Source organism: Lutibacter sp., assembly GCF_041562875.1.
Lineage (GTDB): Bacteria > Bacteroidota > Bacteroidia > Flavobacteriales > Flavobacteriaceae > Lutibacter.
In genome coordinates, this window is the sequence record NZ_JBFFOE010000019.1 from 19,739 (window position 1) to 40,552 (window position 20,814).

At 28.4% G+C, this 20,814-nt stretch carries 21 protein-coding genes; 16 read left to right on the forward strand and 5 right to left on the reverse strand.

The window, feature by feature from the left end:
* Positions 1-5: 5 nt before the first annotated feature.
* Positions 6-872 (forward strand): lipoyl synthase, encoded by an 867-nt coding sequence (lipA, locus tag ABY863_RS04495; RefSeq protein ID WP_372793070.1) that lies wholly within the window; start codon positions 6-8, stop codon positions 870-872.
* Positions 873-1,059: 187 nt separating this feature from the next.
* Here the strand turns inward: lipA and ABY863_RS04500 are convergent, their stop codons facing one another.
* Positions 1,060-1,776: a hypothetical protein gene (locus tag ABY863_RS04500; RefSeq protein WP_372793071.1), complete on the reverse strand. Its 717-nt coding sequence runs from the start codon at positions 1,774-1,776 to the stop codon at positions 1,060-1,062.
* 62 nt (positions 1,777-1,838) lie between these two features.
* Positions 1,839-2,504, reverse strand: a complete 666-nt coding sequence (gene ung, locus ABY863_RS04505) for a uracil-DNA glycosylase (RefSeq protein ID WP_372793072.1) — start codon at positions 2,502-2,504, stop codon at positions 1,839-1,841.
* Between the two features lie 58 nt (positions 2,505-2,562).
* Between ung and ABY863_RS04510 the strand changes: the two genes are divergently transcribed.
* The 3 genes from ABY863_RS04510 (at position 2,563) to ABY863_RS04520 (ending at position 6,262) form a co-directional block, all read left to right on the forward strand.
* Positions 2,563-4,770: a DNA mismatch repair protein MutS gene (locus ABY863_RS04510; RefSeq protein ID WP_372793073.1), complete on the forward strand. Its 2,208-nt coding sequence runs from the start codon at positions 2,563-2,565 to the stop codon at positions 4,768-4,770.
* A 97-nt stretch (positions 4,771-4,867) separates the two neighbouring features.
* Positions 4,868-5,743 (forward strand): OmpA family protein, encoded by an 876-nt coding sequence (locus tag ABY863_RS04515; protein ID WP_372793074.1) that lies wholly within the window; start codon positions 4,868-4,870, stop codon positions 5,741-5,743.
* Between the two features lie 9 nt (positions 5,744-5,752).
* Positions 5,753-6,262 carry a hypothetical protein gene (locus ABY863_RS04520; protein WP_372793075.1) on the forward strand — a complete coding sequence of 170 codons (510 nt, stop codon included), beginning with the start codon at positions 5,753-5,755 and terminating at the stop codon, positions 6,260-6,262.
* Positions 6,263-6,265: 3 nt separating this feature from the next.
* Here ABY863_RS04520 and ABY863_RS04525 read toward each other — a convergent pair whose 3' ends face one another.
* The gene (locus tag ABY863_RS04525; RefSeq protein ID WP_372793076.1) at positions 6,266-6,496 is read right to left on the reverse strand and encodes a hypothetical protein; all 231 of its coding nucleotides are present in this window, start codon (positions 6,494-6,496) and stop codon (positions 6,266-6,268) included.
* Entirely contained in the window at positions 6,483-7,841 is a 1,359-nt protein-coding gene (locus ABY863_RS04530; protein WP_372793077.1) for an MATE family efflux transporter, read from the reverse strand. Before ABY863_RS04530 ends, ABY863_RS04525 begins: the two co-directional genes overlap by 14 nt.
* 183 nt (positions 7,842-8,024) lie before the next feature.
* Here ABY863_RS04530 and ABY863_RS04535 point away from each other — a divergent pair, with 183 nt between their 5' ends.
* From ABY863_RS04535 to ABY863_RS04570, 8 genes are all read left to right on the forward strand, one after another.
* Positions 8,025-8,657 carry a peroxiredoxin gene (locus ABY863_RS04535; RefSeq protein WP_372793078.1) on the forward strand — a complete coding sequence of 211 codons (633 nt, stop codon included), beginning with the start codon at positions 8,025-8,027 and terminating at the stop codon, positions 8,655-8,657.
* Positions 8,658-8,751: 94 nt separating this feature from the next.
* A complete protein-coding gene (gene tpx / locus ABY863_RS04540; protein ID WP_372793079.1) occupies positions 8,752-9,249 on the forward strand; it encodes a thiol peroxidase in 498 nt (165 codons plus the stop codon).
* Between the two features lie 2 nt (positions 9,250-9,251).
* On the forward strand, positions 9,252-9,620 hold the full coding sequence (locus ABY863_RS04545) for a diacylglycerol kinase (RefSeq protein WP_372793080.1): 369 nt from the start codon (positions 9,252-9,254) through the stop codon (positions 9,618-9,620).
* Between the two features lie 52 nt (positions 9,621-9,672).
* Positions 9,673-12,036, forward strand: a complete 2,364-nt coding sequence (locus ABY863_RS04550; RefSeq protein WP_372793081.1) for a DNA translocase FtsK — start codon at positions 9,673-9,675, stop codon at positions 12,034-12,036.
* A 23-nt stretch (positions 12,037-12,059) separates the two neighbouring features.
* Positions 12,060-12,713, forward strand: coding sequence for an outer membrane lipoprotein carrier protein LolA (locus ABY863_RS04555; RefSeq protein WP_372793082.1), 654 nt, complete (start codon positions 12,060-12,062; stop codon positions 12,711-12,713).
* Positions 12,714-12,718: 5 nt separating this feature from the next.
* Positions 12,719-14,167 carry an LptF/LptG family permease gene (locus tag ABY863_RS04560; protein ID WP_372793083.1) on the forward strand — a complete coding sequence of 483 codons (1,449 nt, stop codon included), beginning with the start codon at positions 12,719-12,721 and terminating at the stop codon, positions 14,165-14,167.
* Entirely contained in the window at positions 14,168-15,310 is a 1,143-nt protein-coding gene (gene ribB, locus ABY863_RS04565) for a 3,4-dihydroxy-2-butanone-4-phosphate synthase (protein ID WP_372793084.1), read from the forward strand.
* Between the two features lie 15 nt (positions 15,311-15,325).
* Positions 15,326-16,045 carry a DUF4369 domain-containing protein gene (locus tag ABY863_RS04570; protein WP_372793085.1) on the forward strand — a complete coding sequence of 240 codons (720 nt, stop codon included), beginning with the start codon at positions 15,326-15,328 and terminating at the stop codon, positions 16,043-16,045.
* On the opposite strand, the gene pepE is transcribed toward ABY863_RS04570, so the two are convergent.
* Positions 16,037-16,744 (reverse strand): dipeptidase PepE, encoded by a 708-nt coding sequence (gene pepE / locus ABY863_RS04575; RefSeq protein ID WP_372793086.1) that lies wholly within the window; start codon positions 16,742-16,744, stop codon positions 16,037-16,039. The two genes, ABY863_RS04570 and pepE, sit on opposite strands and share 9 nt — an antisense overlap.
* A 100-nt stretch (positions 16,745-16,844) precedes the next feature.
* Between pepE and ABY863_RS04580 the strand changes: the two genes are divergently transcribed.
* The 4 genes from ABY863_RS04580 to ABY863_RS04595 all read left to right on the forward strand — a co-directional run.
* Complete coding sequence (locus ABY863_RS04580) at positions 16,845-17,612, forward strand: hypothetical protein (protein ID WP_372793087.1); 768 nt, start codon at positions 16,845-16,847, stop codon at positions 17,610-17,612.
* Positions 17,596-18,366 carry a carboxypeptidase-like regulatory domain-containing protein gene (locus ABY863_RS04585; RefSeq protein ID WP_372793088.1) on the forward strand — a complete coding sequence of 257 codons (771 nt, stop codon included), beginning with the start codon at positions 17,596-17,598 and terminating at the stop codon, positions 18,364-18,366. The genes ABY863_RS04580 and ABY863_RS04585 overlap by 17 nt, the downstream gene beginning before the upstream one ends.
* Positions 18,367-18,437: 71 nt before the next feature.
* Complete coding sequence (locus tag ABY863_RS04590; RefSeq protein ID WP_372793089.1) at positions 18,438-18,935, forward strand: DUF6702 family protein; 498 nt, start codon at positions 18,438-18,440, stop codon at positions 18,933-18,935.
* Between the two features lie 66 nt (positions 18,936-19,001).
* Positions 19,002-20,814: M1 family metallopeptidase (locus ABY863_RS04595; RefSeq protein ID WP_372793090.1), on the forward strand; the 1,813-nt coding region annotated here is incomplete at its 3' end.

Consider the following 20,814-nt stretch of genomic DNA (forward strand, 5'->3'; position numbering starts at 1 on the left):
TGAATATGTCTGAAGAAACAATCACAAATAAAATACAAAAACCAAAATGGTTGCGAGTAAAGCTACCCGTTGGTAAAAAATATACTGAATTAAGAGGAATTGTAGAAAAGTATAAATTAAATACAATTTGCACAAGTGGAAGTTGCCCTAATATGGGTGAATGCTGGACAGAAGGCACGGCTACATTTATGATTTTGGGAAATATTTGCACACGATCTTGTGGATTTTGTGGTGTAAAAACTGGCAGACCTGAAACTATAGATTGGGAAGAACCTGAAAAAGTTGCACGCTCAATTCAATTAATGAAAATTAAACACGCTGTAATTACATCTGTAGATAGAGATGATATAAAAGATGGCGGATCTATTATTTGGGCTGAAACTATTAATGCAATTAGAAGAGCAAACCCAACTACAACTCTTGAAACTTTAATCCCTGACTTTCAAGGAAATAAAACTAATATTGATCGCATTTTAGCTGTTGCTCCTGAAGTAATTTCACACAATTTAGAAACAGTAAGACGCTTAACTCGTGAAGTTAGAATTCAAGCCAAATATGATAGAAGTTTGGAAGTTTTAAAATATATGAAAGATCAAGGTCAGCGAAGAACAAAATCGGGTATTATGCTTGGTTTAGGAGAAACTGAAGCTGAAGTTATTGAAACCATGCAGGATTTGGCAAATGCTAAAGTTGATATTTTAACTATTGGCCAATATTTACAACCAAGCAAAAAACATTTACCTGTAATTGAATTTATTACACCTGAACAATTTAACAAATACAAAGAAATTGGAATGGAAATGGGCTTTAAATATGTTGAAAGTGGTGCTTTGGTTCGTTCTTCATATAAAGCACAACGCCATTTGGTATAATTAGTAATTATAGAATTTATTTTAACCTTATATTAACAATAGCTCTTTGTTTTTGGCATAGGAATTGTAATATTCCTTGTGAAACATAGAACTTGCAGAACTTTGTTTTCATTTTATAAAATTTGAGTTAGTTAATAAAAAAAAGCGCTTTATAAGCGCTTTTTTTATTTAAAAATTTTATAATATCCTACTTTACTAATGTACCCTCTTCCATTAATATAGGATATACATATCCGTGTCCAAAATCCTTATTTAAAGTAATAATTCCTTTAACAGTAATAATATCACCAATTTTTACAGTATCCTGTGTAGTTATTCCTAAGTCTTTTTCACCTTCAAACTGAGTTCCATCAATAATATGAACCCAATTTTTGTCCATAATACCATTATTAACTTTCACAACTTTCCCCTTTACTATAATAGATTTTGTTGAAAATGATTCCTTATCCGAAAATAATTCATTTAAAGAAACTCCATTTGCTGGTTTTTCAATTTTAATGGCTTCAATTTCAGAAGTGTCAGAATTTGTATGAGGATTTACTTGCTCCTCTACAATCATTACTTCACTTGTTCTTATTCCTTCAGCAAAAGTTATAAAATCAAATGTTTTCATTAATTCTTTACTTTCAAAATCCTTCATTAACATTCCTCCATCATAATAATAAGTATCCCCTACTTTTACCTGAGTATTTGGTATTGCCATCCAATACTTATTTCCACTTTCATCAACATTAAGATATGTATAATTACCACCATCTAATGTTTCATTAATTACTATTTTATGAATAGTTGATTTAGCGGGCTCTTGTTTGTTTTCAATTTTTGAATAGCCTTCTTTATCTTTACAACTAAACAACACTAAAACACTAAATATTACTGCAAAAAGTTTAATTTGATTCTTCATTTTTTTTAATTTAATTTTAACGTAAAAGTAACAAATATTACAATGTCCTTATATGACAATTGTCACCATTTTACTTCTGTAAACCCTTTGCTTCTTAAATAAGTATTTGCACTGCTAAAATGGTTATTCCCAAACCAAAAACCTCTATTCGCACTTAAAGGTGATGGATGCCCGGTAGCTAAAACACAATGTTTATGGTGGTTAATTTTTTTACCTTTCTTTTTAGCAAAACCACCCCAAAGCATAAAAATCACATTTTCTTTTTGTTCAGAAATTAATGAAATTACTGCATCTGTAAAAAGTTCCCAACCTAATTTTTGATGCGAGCCAGCTTCATGAGCCTTCACTGTTAAAGTCGCATTTAATAACAAAACTCCTTGTTTTGCCCAACGCTCTAAATTTCCACTTTCAGGATATGGAATTCCTAAATCCGTTTCAATTTCCTTGAAAATATTTTTTAATGAGGGTGGATGCGCAATTCCCTCGTTTACAGAAAAACACAACCCGTGAGCTTGTCCTATTCCATGATATGGATCTTGCCCAATTATTACCACTTTTAAATCGTTTAAAGGGCATAAATTAAACGCTTCAAAAATTTGTTCTTCCATCGGATAACAAGTATTCTTAACATATTCATCTGACACCAAATTAGTAAGTTGCTTAAAATAAGCCTTTTCAAACTCAGGTTTTAAAAGATTTTCCCAGCTTTCAGCTATTTTCACTTTCATTGTTGCTATTCATCTTAAATTAATACTTTTGTCTAACTTTTCAAAAGTAATAATTTTTATGAGTACTATTTCAGAAAAAACATTAATAGATTTAGAATTAGCAACCGTATTAAGATTGGTAAGTGAATTTTGCATTTCTGATTTAGGTAAAAATGAAACGTTAAAAATAAAACCATTTATTAGTTTAGAAAAACTGCAGCCTGAATTACTACAGGTAAACGAATATTTATCAACTTATATAAATGACAATAAAATTCCGAATCATTATTTTGATGATATTCAAAGAGAAATTCATTTACTAAATATTGAAAATAGTTATTTAGAACCTGCATCCTTTTTAAAAATATTAAACAATACAACTACCATTTTTGAATTGCTTCAATTTTTTAAAAAATATAATAATTACTTCCCTACTCTTTTTAATGCTTCATTAACAATTGAATTTCAAAAACCAATTGTACAAAATATTGAAAAAATTATAACTTCTTATGGTGAAGTAAATGAAAATGCTTCAGGAGTTTTAAAACAAATTAGAAGAGATATTCATGCGGTTCGTTCTAAAATTGGAAGTAGTTTCACCAAAGCTTTAAGCCAATATAGCGGCGCTGGTTATTTAGATGAAATACGCGAATCTGTGGTTGACAACCAACGTGTTTTAGCTGTAGTTGCAATGCATAGAAGAAAAATTAAAGGGAGTTTAGTTGGTAGTTCAAAAACAGGAAGTATTGTTTTTATTGCTCCAGAAGCTACATTACAGTTTAGCCGAGAACTTCAAAATTTACTGTATGATGAGCATCAAGAAATTATTAAAATTTTAAAAGAATTAACCAATTCTTTAAGAGAATATGTTCCAAATTTAATTACATATCAAAGCTATTTAACAAAATTAGATGTGATTGCTTCAAAAGCAAAATATGCATATAAAATACATGGTTTATTGCCTAAAATAACATCTGAAAAAAGAGTTTATTTAAAAAATGCCTATCACCCAATTTTATTAGTAAAAAATAACGAAAAGCGCCTTAAAACTGTTCCACAAACGTTAGAATTAAATAAGCAACAACAAATTATAGTTATTTCTGGACCTAATGCTGGTGGAAAAAGTATTGCACTTAAAACTATTGGATTACTGCAAGTTATGTTGCAAAGTGGCTTGTTAATTCCTGTTCATGAACATTCTGAAACGTGTTTTTTCGAAAAGATATTGACTGATATTGGAGATAATCAATCCATTGAAAACCAATTAAGTACCTATAGTTATCGTTTGAAAAATATGCGAAACTTTTTACGAAATTGCAATAATAAAACATTGTTTTTAATTGATGAATTTGGAACAGGAAGTGACCCTGAACTTGGTGGTGCTTTAGCTGAAATATTTTTAGAAGAATTTTATACGAAAGGTGCTTTTGGAATTATTACTACGCATTATGCAAATTTAAAAGTTCTGGCAAGTGAATTAGAGAACGTTTCAAATGCCAACATGCAATTTGATGAAAAAACACTGGAACCTTTATATAAACTGTTTATTGGCCAGGCAGGTAGCTCTTTTACCTTTGAAGTTGCACAAAAAAACGGAATCCCTTTTAGTTTAATTAATAAAGCTAAAAAACGAGTTGATGGAGAAAAAGTACGATTAGACAAAACTATTTCTAACCTTCAAAAAGAACGAAATAAATTACAAAAAAATTCAGAAACCTTAGAAAAAGAGAAATCGAAAGCTATTGAACAATCTGATAGTTTAAACGAAAAACAAGTTAAAATTCAAGAAAAATTAGAAAGTTTTCAGGAATTATATGATAGCAATCAAAAAATGCTTGCCTATGGGAGAAAAATAAATGAATTGCTTCATAAATACTTTCAAAATAATAATAAAAAACAATTAACTACCGATTTTAATAATTGGGTAACTGTTGAAAAAACGAAGCATTTAAAAAGAAATCCACCTGTTGTTAAAACTAAAATTCAAAAAAAACAAGCGATAGTTGAAAAGAAAATAGTTGAAGAGAAACTAAAAACTGTTGAAACTGAAGTATTAGTTGAAGTAATTAAAGTTAGAGAAATTAAAAAAACTGAGGCAAAAAAAGAAGCAAAGCAGAAAGCTGATTACGTTTTTAAAATTAATGATAAAATCCGAATTATAGGTAGTAACTCTTGTGGAACTATTGATAAAATAGAAAAAAATAATGCTTTCATAAATTACGGCTTTTTTACTACAAAAACTACGCTAAATAAATTGGAATTAGTAGAATCTGCAAAAAATAAATAATTTCATTACTATTTAGAACATTATTAATCATTTTCATACCATTTTACCCTAAATACTATAAATATTTTATTAAATTTAGCGTGCTAAAAAATAAAACATGCTAAACTATTTTAAAGCTTTTACTATTTTTTTTATTTGGGTACTTATTGCCTTAACTTCACATTTTTATATTAGCAATAAAATTTTAAATACCTGCAATTCAAACACTTCAGAATCACCTGTCCTTCATAAAAACAAACTGTTTTCATTAATTGATTCAAATAATTCAATTATTCATAATTTTTCAGAAGGTTTTACAATAAATAATAAAAATAATAATGTTTCAAGTATTTTAAAAATACCCTATTTAACTGATAGCATTCAACATATTTTAACCAACGATTATTCTAAAGAACTTATTATTACAGGAAAATATTTAAAAACTGAAATCACGCCTAAACTTAACACTAATATTGGTTTTCAACGCGCTGAATTAGTAAAAAAAGAATTAATAAAACAACATATTGATACTTATAAAATTAAAACTTCTAGTAAAATTTCTGATTTTTTATATGACAAGGAAGGAATTTACACGGATGGTATTGATATGAAATTCAATACTTTACAAAAACATAGTTTAGATAGTTTAGAATTAACGATTGCTAATAGAACACTTTATATTGAGTTTAAAAATGATAGCTTAATTTCTAACAAAGAACTAGTAAATTATAGTTTATTACTAAAACAATATTTAAAAAATTATACCAACAAAAAAGTACTAATTACAGGACATACTGATAATTTAGGTTACTATGAAAATAATTTAATCATTGGATTGAACAGAGCTAATAAAGTAAAGGAGTATTTTATAAATAACGATATAAATACTGCTAAATTTAAGACTTTATCTAAAGGAGAATCCGAACCAATTGCTGAAAAATTAACAGAAAAAGGAAGAGCTAAAAACCGAAGAATAGAAATTACAATTAACTAATTTACACCTATGTTTTTATCAATATTTTCAAATCCAAATACCGCACATTTAATAGAAATTTTTTGTTGGATGTTAGGCGCTTTTTTGATAGGTTTATTTTTTGGGAGATTTATTAAAACAAAAGAAAATAAGAGCACTACTCACACTACTCTTGAAAACCATGAAGATTTAAATATTGTTGATGATATTTCTAAAATTAGAGCAACACAAACTTTTAAACGTGGTGGTGTAGAAATGATAAGAACAGTTCATATTGAAAATCAAAATGGATTAAATTTCAATAGAATTGGCACAGCTACATTTCAAAATAAAGATAATTTGCAACAAATTAAAGGTATTGGCACCTCAATTGAAGAAAAATTAAACACTATTGGAATATTTACATTTAAACAAATTAGTAATTTTAACAATAAAGATATCTCCAAAATTACTGATTTAATAAAATTTTTCCCAGGTAGAATTGAACGAGATGATTGGGTTGGACAAGCTTATAATTTATTAAATGGAAAAGAAGAATAAATTTTATTCTTCTTTATAACGTTCCATTTCTCTATCATAAAAAGCAGTAGCTTCTTCAATAAGCACCGCTACTTGAGTTTCTAATTCTTCTTGATCTTCACCATCAAAATCTTCAAACCATTCAATTTCATCATCAACTAAATTGATCACAAATCTTGGAAATTCAGTATGTATCACAAAAATAGCATCTGCAAAATCCGTATTATCTCCCAATAAAAATTTAGGTAATTCCATTATTTTCTCTTATTAATTTATTAGTTAAGTAATTAAATCTTAAAAACAGCAATATAGCTGAACTAGTTAATGCAGTTAGCAAACCAATCCAAATTCCTAAAGTACCAAGAACATCTTCTTTTCCCAAATAAAAACATATTGGGAATCCAATAATCCAATACGCAATAAATGATAATATTGAAGGCCACTTTACATCCTGCAAACCCCGTAAACCTCCTAAAATAACGGCCTGTAATCCATCAGACAATTGAAATATCCCTGCAACAATTAATAAACTAGAAGCCATTGCAATTACTTCTAAATTATCAGTAAACACCCAAGGTAAAACATCTTTAAACACTATAAACCCCGTTGTAAATGCAACCATTATAATTAATACTAATAGAAAGTTTGAAAAAGCAATACGCCTTAATTCAACAAAATTTCTTAGTCCTTTTTGATTTCCAACTCTAACAGTTGCAGCTACTCCAATTCCAACTGCCATCATAAAGGTAGTTGATGATAACTTTAATGCTATTTGATTTGCCGCTTGTGGTAGTGCGCCTAATGTACCTGCTAATAAAACGGATGCTGTAAATAGACCTACTTCAAAAAGCATTTGTAATGCTGTAGGAAAACCTAAATTCATGATTTTTACAAATACTTTCTTCTTAAACTCATGAATTTGTAACCTTTTCATATAAATTGCAAATTTTTCTTTTTTCATTAAAACTACAAAAAGGAAAACTACCATTACAATTCTAGATATCAATGTTCCTAATGCTGCTCCAACTATTTCTAAACGAGGAAAAATCCATAGACCATAAATTAATGTAAAATTCAAGAGTACGTTAACAACATTCGTTAAAATTGTTGCATACATTGCATATTTTGTTTCTGATAAGCCATCTGTGAATTGCTTCAAACCTTGAAAAATCATCAATGGAATCATAGAAATCGCAACAATTTCATAATAAGGAATTGCTAAAATTACCACTTCCTCAGGTTGATCTAAATGATACAAAATAGGTTTTATAAGTAGTAACATTATAAAAACAGCAACCCCTAAAATAACCATTAAAAGTAAACCATGCTGAAAAATACTTCTACCTTTTTCTTCATCTCCCTCTCCATCAGATTCAGCAATTAAAGGTGTTATAGCAAATGAAAACCCTATTCCAATTGAAAGTGCAATAAAAATTAGACTATTACCCAATGAAGTTGCTGCTAATTCAACCGGACCTAACCTACCTACCATAATATCATCAATTAAGCCAACTAATAAGTGCCCTAAAGACCCCATCATAATTGGAGTCGCCAATTTTAAATTATTTTTAAACTCTGAAGTATAATTTTTAAGCGTCAATTCTATTCAATTTATAAGTTGCGAAGATACAAGAATTATGCATATTACTAAATTAGAAATGTGATACCATAAATAAAATCTATTTCGGAATAAAATATTAAAATTGACAATATTTTAAAAGCCCCTTTAAATATGTACATTTGTGTAACAAAAATTAATATTCACAAATAAAAAAATATAAGAATGGCTGTATTAGTTGGAAAAAAAGCACCAAAATTTAACGCTCAAGCGGTAGTAAACGGAATGGAGTTTGTTGAAAATTATTCATTAGAACAATTTGAAGGGAAGAAATATGTAGTATTATTCTTCTACCCAAAAGATTTCACTTTCGTATGCCCTACTGAACTTTTTGCTTTTCAAGAAAAATTAGCAGAATTCCAAGAACGTAATGTTCAATTGGTTGCTGTATCAACTGATACTGAACAATCTCACTGGGGATGGTTACAAATGCCGAAAAATACAGGTGGAATTCAAGGAGTTACTTATCCATTAGTTGCTGACACGAACAAAACAATTTCTAAAAATTATGATGTTTTAGCTGGTGATTTTTTTTATGATGATGAAGATCAATTACAAGCTAGTGGTGAATTAATTGCATACCGTGGTTTATTTTTAATTGATAAAGAAGGAATTGTACGTCACCAAGTAGTAAATGATTTACCATTAGGAAGAAATGTTGATGAAGCTTTAAGAATGGTTGATGCATTACAATTTAACGAAGAACACGGTGAAGCTTGCCCGGCAAACTGGACTTCAGAAAAAGAAGGCCTAAAAGCAACGCATGAAGGTGTTGCTGATTATTTATCGAATCACTAACAAAAATCAAATATATTTTTAAAAACTCTCGAATTAACTCGGGAGTTTTTAGTTTTTAAACTAACTTTGAAACTTATAATTTAAAAAATTTATTATGACTAAAATAACATTAAAAGGAAATCCAATTAAAACAATAGGAAATTTACCTAAAGTAGGTAAAAAAGCTCCAAAATTCTCTTTGATAAAATCTGATTTATCAAAAGCAAGATTAAAAGACTTTAAAGGTTCAAAATTAATTCTAAATATTTTTCCAAGTTTAGACACTGGTACTTGTGCTGCTTCAGTAAGAAGATTTAACAAAGAAGCTAGTGAACTTGAGAACACTAAAGTATTATGTATTTCAAGAGATTTACCATTTGCACAAGCACGTTTTTGTGGTGCTGAAGGTTTAGAAAATGTAATTACATTATCTGATTTTGCTAAAGGAAAATTTGGTAAAGCTTACGGTTTAACTATTGAAGATGGACCATTAGCAAACTTACATTCTAGAGCAATTGTTATTATTAATGAAGAAGGAGTTATAACTTATACAGAACAAGTTCCTGAAATTGTTGATGAACCTAATTACGAAGCTGCTTTAAAAGCACTATAAATATGAATACAGAACGTAATTTTTTTTTAAACAGAATTCAATCTGTAAAATACGCAGCCAAGGGTTTCTGGATTTTAATTACTTCTGAAAATAGTATTATTGCCCAAGTTATTATTGGCATTCTTATGACAATATTTGGCTTTATAATGCAACTTTCTGCTACCGAATGGATGTTTCAATTATTTTCAATTGGACTTGTTTTGGTAGCAGAATCTTTAAATACTGCTATTGAAAAGCTTGCCGACTTTATTCATCCTGAATTTCATAAACAAATAGGTAGAGTTAAAGATATTTCAGCTGGAGCAGCATTTTTTGCTGCAATATTTGCTGTAATTATTGGTTTAATAATTTACTTACCTAAATTTATTTAGGAATTTAACCACAATCATATTAATTTCATATTTTTGTGTGATACTAAATTAAATGGCCAAAAAAACAAAAACAACAGTAAAAACTGAAAAAAAACCTCGTTTCCAAAAAACAAAATCATTTTTTGGCAGCAGACAAACTCAAACCATACTTGGTTTGTTTGTTATGTTATTTTCAATATTCTTAATTATTTCCTTCATATCATACCTCTTTAATTGGCAAGACGATCAAAGTCAACTTTCTAATTTTACAGATAAAAATACGACGGTAAAAAATCTATTGGGAAAAATGGGTGCAAGTATAAGTCATTTTTTCATTTATAAAAATTTTGGAGTTGCTTCACTATTTTTACCTGTACTCCTATTCTTTTCAGGCTTCTTTATCTTTTTAAAAGGAAGTATAAAAAGAGTGTTAAAATCTTGGGGATGGGGAATTTTAGGAATTCTTTGGATTTCAATTTCATTTGGATTTTTAGCAAACAGAAATTCTTTACTTGCTGGTATTATTGGATTTGAAATGAATATTTATTTACAACAATTTTTAGGTAAAACTGGATTAATTTTAGTGCTACTCTTTTTAATTGTTTCTTATTTAGTAATTCGATTTAAATTAACTCCTGAAGTTATTAAAACTAGTTTTTTTACAGTTAAAAATAATAACAACGAGACAATTATTGAAGATATTTCAAATGAAAATAAATATCCTTTAAGTGAATTAACAGAAGATAAACCATCTGCAACAAAAGAAAAACCAAATGAATCTAATTTTACAATCCAAGATAATTCCTCAAAAGAATTAGATATAACACTTAAACATAATCCTGAACCTGAAGAAGTTAAAATTGCAGTTGACCAAATTGTTGAAGAAAACCATGTAGATGAAAATTTATCTGATAAGCTTGTCAAAGATTTTGGCGAATTTGATCCAACGTTAGAATTAAGTAATTATAAATTTCCAACCTTAAATTTATTAAGAGATTATAATGAAAGTATTTCCGTTGATCAAGAAGAGTTAGAGGGACATAAAAATAAAATTGTAGAAACCTTAAATAATTATAATATTGGTATTGAACGCATTAAAGCAACTGTTGGTCCAACAGTAACCTTGTATGAAATAGTTCCAGTTGCAGGTATACGTATTTCAAAAATCAAAAATTTAGAAGACGATATTGCATTATCACTTTCTGCAATGGGAATTCGAATTATTGCCCCAATCCCTGGAAAAGGAACTATTGGTATTGAAGTTCCAAACAAAAAACCAACCATGGTTTCTATGAAATCGGTAATTTCTTCTACTAAATTTCAAAATTCCGAAATGGAATTGCCAATAGCTTTAGGAAAAACTATTTCAAATGAAACTTTTGTGGTTGACCTTGCTAAAATGCCGCATTTATTAATGGCGGGTGCAACAGGTCAAGGAAAATCAGTTGGTTTAAATGCTGTGTTAACTTCATTATTGTATAAAAAGCACCCCGCCGAAGTTAAGTTTGTTTTGGTAGATCCTAAAAAAGTTGAACTAACATTATTTAATAAAATTGAACGTCATTATTTAGCTAAATTACCTGATTTAGATGATGCAATAATAACCGATACTACTAAAGTTATTAATACTCTAAATTCATTATGTATTGAAATGGACGCACGTTACGATTTATTAAAATTAGCAATGGTTCGTAATATAAAAGAATACAATGTTAAATTTAAATCGCGTAAATTAAATCCAAACGACGGACATAAATTTTTACCATATATAGTTCTAGTTATTGATGAATTTGCTGATTTAATTATGACCGCTGGTAAAGAAATTGAGACTCCAATTGCTCGTTTAGCACAGTTGGCACGTGCTATTGGGATTCATTTAATTGTAGCCACTCAACGTCCATCTGTAAACGTAATAACTGGTATAATTAAAGCCAATTTTCCTGCGAGAGCAGCATTTAGAGTAACTTCAAAGATAGATTCTAGAACAATTCTTGATAGTTCTGGCGCTGATCAATTAATTGGTAGAGGAGATATGCTTTTTTCTAATGGAAATGATTTAATTCGTTTACAATGTGCATTTGTTGATACGCCAGAAGTGGAAAAAATAACTGATTTTATTGGTTCACAACGCGCTTATCCAGAGGCCTATTTATTACCTGAATATAGTGGTGATGAAATTGGCACAAGTCTTGATATTAATATTAGCGAGCGGGATTTATTATTTAGAGATGCTGCTTTAGTAATTGTTCATGCACAACAAGGTTCTGCCTCTTTGTTGCAACGAAAATTAAAGTTAGGCTACAACCGTGCTGGTAGGTTAATTGACCAATTAGAAGCTGCTGGAATTGTTGGGCCTTTTGAAGGAAGTAAAGCTAGACAAGTTTTAATTTCAGATGAAATGGCTTTAAATCAATTATTAGATAATGAACCAAAATAATTAAAAGAATAATAAATTATAGAATGAAAAAAATAGCATTATTAATAACAATTACATTTATAAGTATTTCAACTTATAGCCAAAATTCTAATGAAGCAAAAAAACTATTAGATGAAGTTGCTCAAAAAGTAGAAACTTATAAAAATATTTATATTGAATTTGATCATAAATTGGATAATTCTGATGCTGATATTCATCAAGAAACGAAAGGAAGTGTTACTTTAAAAAAAGATTTGTATCACCTAAATTATATGGGTACTGAGCAAATTTTTGATGGTAAAAAAATCTATCTTATTATTCATGAAGATGAAGAAGTAATCATACAAAACAAAACAAAAGACAGTGAAGAAGCCCTAACACCTTCAAAAATATTTTCATTCTATAAAAATGGCTACACTTATAAAATGGATGAATTAAAGACTATTAAAGGAATTAAAATACAATATGTTAAACTTAGACCTATTGATAGTAATTCTGAGATTAATAGTATACTTATTGGGGTAGACATAAAGACCAAACACATTTACAATGTGATTGAAAAAGGGGAAAATGGTACAATAACAACACTTGAAGTAAGAACTTTCAAAACAAATCAGCCTTTATCAGAAAAGCTTTTTATCTTTGACAAAGCAAAATACAGAGATCAAAAAAAATATACAATCTCTGAACCAAAATAAAAGCGTTGAAAGTATTCGATAAATACATTTTAAAAAGTTTTCTAGAACCTTTTTTAGCTACATTTTTTGTGGTTCTTTTTGTGTTGGTCATGCAATCTTTGTGGCTTGCATTTGACGAAATTGCTGGAAAAGGTATCGACATTTTTTTTATTTTAAAATTTTTAGTGTATTTAGCTCTTATGCTAACTCCAACAGCTTTGCCAATTGGTATTTTATTATCCTCAATAATGGCATTGGGAAACTTATCTGAAAATTATGAAATGGCAGCAATTAAAAGTGCAGGTATTTCATTAAAAAGAGTGATAAGACCATTAATATTTTTAATTCTATTTATAAGCGCACTTAACTTTGTATTCTTAAACAACATTTATCCTTGGGCTACTTTGAAGCAGAAAAATTTGTATTTGAATATGAAAAAGAAAAAACCTGCTTTAGCTTTAGTACCAGGTGCTTTTAATACTGATATTCCTGGGTATAGCATAAAATTTGAAGAAAAATATGGTGAAGAAGATAATTTACTAAAAAATGTTCAAATAGCAGATTTAAGTCAATCTAAAGGAAAAATAAAAGTTATCACTGCTCAAAAAGGGATCATTTCAACAGAAGAAGGTAGTAAATACATGACTTTAACTTTAGAAAATGGTAATTATTATGAAGAGCATATTAATAAATCCATGCAGCCTAAAGATAGAGCAAAAATGCCTGCTTCCAAAGCTACATTCAAGACATATACCATAAATATTGACATTTCTTCATTTAATGATGATGACAAGTTGGATGATGAGAAAATTAAAGAACACCACGGTATGCTAAGCATTGTTCAGTTAGATTCTATTTCAAAAGTAAATAAAATAAAGTACGATGAATATACGAAGAACCAGGCTGACTATTTTTTCAACATTTTAGAAGCAAAAAAATTATATAAATACCCAGATTCACTTATTGACACTAAATTAGATTCAGTAATACTTAATAATTTTACAACCTATAACAAAAGTATTGTTCTAAATGAATCAATTCAATTATTGAAACGAACTATAGATCATAATAAAAATCAAAAAATAAGTTTTAAAGACAAAAGAAAATTATTAAACCTTTATGACCATGAAATTTACTATAGAATTTCATTTTCTTTAGCTTGTTTGGTGCTTTTCTTCATTGGTGCTCCACTTGGTTCAATTATTAGAAAAGGTGGATTTGGTTTACCAATGATAATGGCAATTATAATTTTTGTTATTTACTTTTTTATTTCAAAATTAGGAGGCAACTTATCTGAAGAAAGTGCTATTTCAGCTTTATTTGGAAGCTGGCTTTCAACATTAATCTTATTACCCTTTGGAATTTTATTAACACGAAGGGCTACACAAGGAATGGGAATATTTAATATTGATTCTGTTCTTGACAACATACAAAAATTATTCAATAAAACAGGAAATAAAACAACCAACTTATAAATGGAAAGTTCTGCTCATAAAATTAAATTAAACACAATACTAGAAGCCATTACAGCTATTAAAAATGGTAAAATGATTATTGTCGTTGATGACGAAGATAGAGAAAATGAAGGTGATTTTATTGCTGCCGCTGAATGTGTAACTCCTGAAATGATTAATTTCATGGCGAAACATGGAAGAGGCTTAATTTGTGCTCCTTTAACTGAAGCTCGTTGTGAAGAGCTAGACTTACCACTTATGGTAAATAACAATACTGTTTTGCACAATACACCTTTCACTGTTTCAATAGATTTAATTGGAAATGGTTGTACAACAGGAATTTCTGTTCACGATAGGTCCAAAACTATTAAAGCATTAACATTAAAAGATACGAAGCCAGGAGATTACGGAAGACCTGGTCATATTTTTCCACTTAGAGCTAAAGAAGGTGGTGTACTTCGTAGAACTGGACACACAGAAGCGTCTATAGATTTGGCTCGTTTAGCCGGTTTTCAACCAGCAGGAATTTTAGTTGAAATTTTAAATGAAGATGGCACCATGGCTCGCCTACCACAATTACTGGAAGTTGCCAAAAAATTTGATTTAAAAATTATTTCAATTGAAGATTTAGTTGCTTATCGTATGAAATACGATTCATTAATCTATAAAATTGAAGATTTCAATATTCAAACTCGCTTCGGTGAATTTAGATTAAGAGCATACAAACAAACTACCAACAACCAAGTTCATTTGGCATTAACCAAAGGTTCTTGGAACGAAAATGAGGAAGTATTAGTTCGTGTAAATTCAACTTTAATTAATAATGATATTATTAGGCTATTAACAAGTAATCCTGACGATACTTTTTCTAGAGTATTTAAAATGATAAATGACGAAGGCAAAGGAGCTGCGGTATTTATTAGTCAAGAAAACCAATCTTTCAACCTGATAAACCGCTTATCACTACTAAAAGAAGCACAAAAAGATATTGAACATAAAGTTCCTCAAATAAAACCTGATGATAAAGATTTTGGTATTGGTGCCCAAATTTTACATGATTTAAAAATTAGTAAAATCAGAGTTTTATCAAATGCACCATCTGTAACTAAACGTATTGGAATGACTGGTTATGGGCTAGAAATAGTGGAGTATTTAAATTACTAATTAGTACATCCTATAATGAAACATTTTTTTTTACTTGGTATTTTTTGTATCATAATTTATTCGTGTAAAAAAAATGTTTCACAAATAGATCTGCCTAATATTTCTAAAGCTTCTACTCTTAATGGATTTGAAATTAAAGGTACTTTAGAAAATTTTTACCCAGAAAAAGTTTATTTAAATAAAATAATTGAAGATTCTTTTTATAAAATAGATTCGGCTCAAATTCAAAATAACAATTTCTCATTTATAGGAATTGTGGAATTTCCTGAGCGTTTTGCTATTACTTTTGAAAATTATTCTTCAATTACACTTTTTATTATTGAAAATACACAATTTGAAATCATTATAAATTCTGAAACCATAAATGATCCAATAATTATAGGTTCATCATTAAATAACAAACTTTTTGAATACAAAGTAGAAGCTAAAACTATTTTTAAAAAGATAGATTATTTGTTTCCGAAATTTCAAAAAGCTAGGCTTGAAAATGATGTTGACAAACTTGCAGAGATTTCTGAGGAAATGAAAAAAATTGAAAAAGAATTTACAAATTTTAGTAATAATTATATACTTCAAAATAAGGAATCATATATTGCTGCTATGATTTTAAGAGATCAGATAAAATCAACAACAATAGATACACTTCAAATTAAAAAAACATATGATATTCTTTCCTCAGAAATAAAAAAATCACCTGATGCAAAAATTATTGCATCATTTTTAAATTTACATTAAAAAACTAAAATCGGTTTCGGTGGGCAATTCAATTGCTGGTTTATTCTGTTGAAACAAACGTGCATTTAAAGTTCCTTTTAATGTAACTTTTTTCCCTTCAACTTTTAACCAACTACCTTCCCTAAGTCCTAAAACCGGAGTTTTATTAATTGTGTGATATTCATTAATACGAGTTTCTCTTGTTTCTCCCATATGAGTAGAATTAGAGTCTGGATCTAAATAATGACAATTTAAATTGAAATTCAAAAATCCTAAAGTATCAAAACTTGGTGGATAAATTATTGGCATATCATTCGTATTTTGCATAGTTATGCCTGTAATTACACTTCCTGCACTAGTTCCAAAGTAAGGAATCCCGTTTTCAACTACATTTTTAATGGTTGAAATTAATTTATGCTGATATAATTGTTGTACCAATAAAAATGTATTACCTCCACCAACAAATATTGCTTTGGCATTATTTACAGCATCAATTGCATTTTTATACTCGTGAATTCCCCTAATTTTAATATTAATTTTTTCAAATCCTTGTTGAGCTCTACTCGTATATTCATCATGTGTTAACCCACTTGGCCTTGCATATGGAATAAACAAAATTTCAGGTACTCCTTTAAAAAATTCAGATAGTTGAGGTAAAATATATTCTAAATAACCCTTTCCGTGAACCGTTGAAGTGCTGGCAATCAATAATTTTTTCATTAAAAATAAATTTTATCAAATATAATAAATTTCATTCTTTAACATAAGTTTATCAATGTATTAATACTATTTTAAGATTTCAATAACGTAATTTGTTTAGATGAAATTAAGATTAACCAACTTACTTATTTTTATTTTTCTTGTTATAAACTCTTATTCTCAAGAAAAACAGACTGTTATCACTGGAAAAATATTCAGTTTTAGCGGTTCTGTGAGTAATGTACATCTTATTAATCTAAATAATTTATCAGGTACTATAAGCAATGATAATGGTGAGTATGAAATTAGAGTACACCTTAATGACACACTATTATTTTCATCTATTCAATATGAAAAAATAAAAATAGTAGTAACAAAAAATCATCTAAATTCAAAAATAATGGATGTATATTTAATTCCAACTACCATAAGTTTAGAAGAAGTCTTTTTACACGGTTTAACAGGAAATTTAAATATAGATTTAGCAAAAAAACCTAAAGACACTATCCCTAAACACAATTTTGTTTTAAAATTAAGTGATTTAGATAAAATTTTGCCACCTGATATTCAAGGTCCTAAAAAAGCACCTTTTGTTGGGCCTTTTAAACCTCTACCTGCAGCGGCTACTTTTCCAGATTATTATTTAATTGCATTAAGAAAATTAAAAAAAGAATTAAAAAGTAAAACACAATTCCCAATAAAAATAAAAAAAGATTTAGGAGTCAGCTATTTTACAAATAACTTAAAAATTCCTGAAGAAAAAATAAATCATTTTTTAGCCTATTGTGAGTATAAAAATATTATTGAAGAATACAATAAGAACAACTTGTTAGAAGTCATAAAAATATTGCGTGAAGAAAGCAAAACTTACAATGAAATTAAAAATTAAGACCTATATAATTCTAATTTTTGCATTCGCATTATCAATACAAGAATCGAATGCACAAAAAACACATGTTAAACTTGAAGGTATTGTAAAATATGATTCAACATATTTACAAGATATTAATATTTTAAATAAAGCGACTAATTTAGGTACTTCAAGCAATGAAAATGGTCTTTTCACAATTTATGCTAAAGAAGGAGATTCTATCATGTTTTCATCTGTAGTTTATGAAAATAGAATTATTAAAATTTCAAAAACTCACCTAAATTCAAAAACAATTACAGTCTATTTAGAGCCCGACTATTATCAACTTGATGAAGTAATGTTAGCGAAAAAAGTATTTATAAATTGGAGAGATACAGCAGTTACAAAAGGAACTATTTTAAACAATGATGGAATTTCAAATAGGAAAGCACCTAATGCACGAAAATTAACAGATCCAAACGCAAATGCAGGTGGAATAAATCCTTTCGCAATATTTACGATGTTGACAAAAAAAGGCCGTATAAAAAGAAAAATAAGAAGATTAGAACAGGAAGAAATTAAACAACTAAAAAATGAATTCCCAAATACAATCAAAAATTTATATGGTGCTATTTTTTTCAAAGAAGCTCTACATATTTCAGAAGACAATATCTATTTATTTTTAGATTATTGTGAAGGAAATGGCCTAAATCAATTTTTTGAAAGAGATGAAATTGTCATCAAAAACTTTCTAATACTTCAAGCAAAAAAATTTAATTCAATTAAAAATTAGTAATATTTATTACACTATGTAAATTGTTTCTTTGGAATGCTTTTTGTTTATTAGCACTTAAATTGGATAAAATGAAATTTAAAAAATACCTACTGCTCTTTTTATTAATTCCACTATTCGCATTTACACTGCACAAATATTATATCAGCCTTTGCGAAATTGAATATAATCAAGAAAAAAAATCACTTCAAATTATAGTAGGAATATTTATTGATGATCTTGAATTTACATTAAATAAAGACCATAAAACAACACTAAATTTAGCAACCAAACAAGAGATTGAAAATATAGATGAATATTATTTAAATTATTTAAATGAACATTTTAAAATTAGTTTAAATAATGAATCAAAAGTTTATGAATATATTGGCAAAGAATATGATAATGATATTGTTCATTTTTACTTAGAAATTCCTAATATAAATGAATTAAAATCTATTGAAGTTACCAACACATCTCTATTTAGAAATTTTGAAAATCAACAAAATATTATCAAAATAAAAGCAAATAATAAAAACAAAACATTTTATTTAACACCCAACAATGTTAAAGGTTTCTTAAATTATTAATACTCAACAATTACTCTTACTAAAAATAATTAAATTTCAGTTTAATTATTTATAAACTAACTCCCTATGAAAAAAATATTTATTGTAATACTTTCATTTGTAGTTGTTTCAACATCATTTTACGGTCAAGAAATACAACAACCAAAAGAAAAACAACAAGCACATTACAATGTTAGTAAATTTAAACAGCTAAACGAAGAATTACCAACTCCAAACAAACAACATACAGCATCTGGAGCTCCAGGTTATGAATATACACAACAGCAGGTTGATTATAAAATGAATATTGTTTTAGATGAAGAAAACAACAAACTTTTTGGAGAAGAGACAATTACCTATCATAATAATTCTAAAGATAATTTAGAGTATTTATGGGTTCAGTTAGATCAAAATATGAGAGCCCCAAATTCTAAAACTAATGATATAAAAGGTGGTGGGCCTGATGTTTTATATACGCCTTCAAAATTTACAAAATCTTTTATGGGAAAACCTTTTCAAGGTGGTTTTAATATAGAATATATTACCGATGTAAATGGAAACTCTATTGATTATATGATTAATAGCACCATGATGCGAATGGATTTACAAAAACCATTAGCTTCAGGCGAAAAATTTATTTTCAATATAAAATGGTGGTATAATATTAATGATTATACATCTGAACGTGGAAGATCTGGATATGAACCTTTTCCTGATGGTAATAACTTATACATTATCGCTCAGTTTTTTCCTCGTTTAGCAGTTTATAATAATGTTGAAGGTTGGCAAAATATGCAGTTTTGGGGACAAAGTGAGTTTGCATTAGAATTTGGAAATTATGATGTTTCAATTACAACACCTATGGATCATATTTTAAATGGAACTGGTATTGTTCAAAATCCAAAAGATGTTTTCTCAAATAAGCAATACAACAGATATGTTGAAGCAAATACTTCTTATAACAATCCCGTTTTTATTGTAACGCCTGAAGAAGCTCTTGAAGCTGAGAAAGGAAGATCTGATAAAACTAAAACTTGGAAAATGTATGCTGAAAATGTTCGTGATTTTGCGTTTGCTTCATCTCGTAAATTAATTTGGGATGCGATGGCAGTTAAACTAAACAATAAAACTGTAATGGCATATTCATTATATCCAAATGAAGGAAATCCACTTTGGGAAGAGCATTCAACTAGAGTTGTTGCCAATACTTTAAAAGTATATTCTGAACATACTTTTGATTATCCATATCCTCAAGCAACATCTATTAACGCTAAGCAACAAGGAATGGAATATCCTATGATTTGTTGGAATGGCGGAAGACCAAATACTGACGGAAAATACACAGAAAGAGCAAAAAAAGGAATGATAGGCGTTGTTACTCATGAAGTTGGACATAATTTCTTTCCTATGATTGTAAATTCAGATGAACGACAATGGACATGGATGGATGAAGGTTTAAATTCTTTTGTAGAAATTTTGGCTGAATACCAGTATGAGCCAACATTATTCCCAATGGAAAACACTCCTAAAAATATTACAGGTTATATGTCTGGAGATCAAGATAAAATTGCGCCAATAATGTCTCAAGGTGGAACTGTTTTTAATTTTGGAGCAAATGCTTATGCAAAACCTGCGGCAGGTTTATTCATTTTAAGGCAAACCATTATGGGTCCAGAGTTATTTGACTTCGCTTTTAAAACTTATGCAAAACGTTGGGCTTTTAAACACCCAACTCCTGCTGATTTATTTAGAACAATGGAAGATGCTTCAGCAATGGATTTAGATTGGTTTTGGAGAGGTTGGTTTTATACCACTGGTAGTAATGATATTGGTATAAAAGAAGTAAAAAAATATTATGTAACTGACAAACCAACAGAAAGAGCTGAAAACATGGCAAAAG

Coding starts and splice junctions, on each gene's coding strand:
- lipA (WP_372793070.1), top strand. CDS start 6: ATGTCTGAAGAAACAATCACAAATAAAATACAAAAACCAAAATGGTTG.
- ABY863_RS04500 (WP_372793071.1), bottom strand. CDS start 1,776: ATGAAGAATCAAATTAAACTTTTTGCAGTAATATTTAGTGTTTTAGTG.
- ung (WP_372793072.1), bottom strand. CDS start 2,504: ATGAAAGTGAAAATAGCTGAAAGCTGGGAAAATCTTTTAAAACCTGAG.
- ABY863_RS04510 (WP_372793073.1), top strand. CDS start 2,563: ATGAGTACTATTTCAGAAAAAACATTAATAGATTTAGAATTAGCAACC.
- ABY863_RS04515 (WP_372793074.1), top strand. CDS start 4,868: ATGCTAAACTATTTTAAAGCTTTTACTATTTTTTTTATTTGGGTACTT.
- ABY863_RS04520 (WP_372793075.1), top strand. CDS start 5,753: ATGTTTTTATCAATATTTTCAAATCCAAATACCGCACATTTAATAGAA.
- ABY863_RS04525 (WP_372793076.1), bottom strand. CDS start 6,496: ATGGAATTACCTAAATTTTTATTGGGAGATAATACGGATTTTGCAGAT.
- ABY863_RS04535 (WP_372793078.1), top strand. CDS start 8,025: ATGGCTGTATTAGTTGGAAAAAAAGCACCAAAATTTAACGCTCAAGCG.
- tpx (WP_372793079.1), top strand. CDS start 8,752: ATGACTAAAATAACATTAAAAGGAAATCCAATTAAAACAATAGGAAAT.
- ABY863_RS04545 (WP_372793080.1), top strand. CDS start 9,252: ATGAATACAGAACGTAATTTTTTTTTAAACAGAATTCAATCTGTAAAA.
- ABY863_RS04550 (WP_372793081.1), top strand. CDS start 9,673: ATGGCCAAAAAAACAAAAACAACAGTAAAAACTGAAAAAAAACCTCGT.
- ABY863_RS04555 (WP_372793082.1), top strand. CDS start 12,060: ATGAAAAAAATAGCATTATTAATAACAATTACATTTATAAGTATTTCA.
- ribB (WP_372793084.1), top strand. CDS start 14,168: ATGGAAAGTTCTGCTCATAAAATTAAATTAAACACAATACTAGAAGCC.
- ABY863_RS04570 (WP_372793085.1), top strand. CDS start 15,326: ATGAAACATTTTTTTTTACTTGGTATTTTTTGTATCATAATTTATTCG.
- pepE (WP_372793086.1), bottom strand. CDS start 16,744: ATGAAAAAATTATTGATTGCCAGCACTTCAACGGTTCACGGAAAGGGT.
- ABY863_RS04580 (WP_372793087.1), top strand. CDS start 16,845: ATGAAATTAAGATTAACCAACTTACTTATTTTTATTTTTCTTGTTATA.
- ABY863_RS04585 (WP_372793088.1), top strand. CDS start 17,596: ATGAAATTAAAAATTAAGACCTATATAATTCTAATTTTTGCATTCGCA.
- ABY863_RS04590 (WP_372793089.1), top strand. CDS start 18,438: ATGAAATTTAAAAAATACCTACTGCTCTTTTTATTAATTCCACTATTC.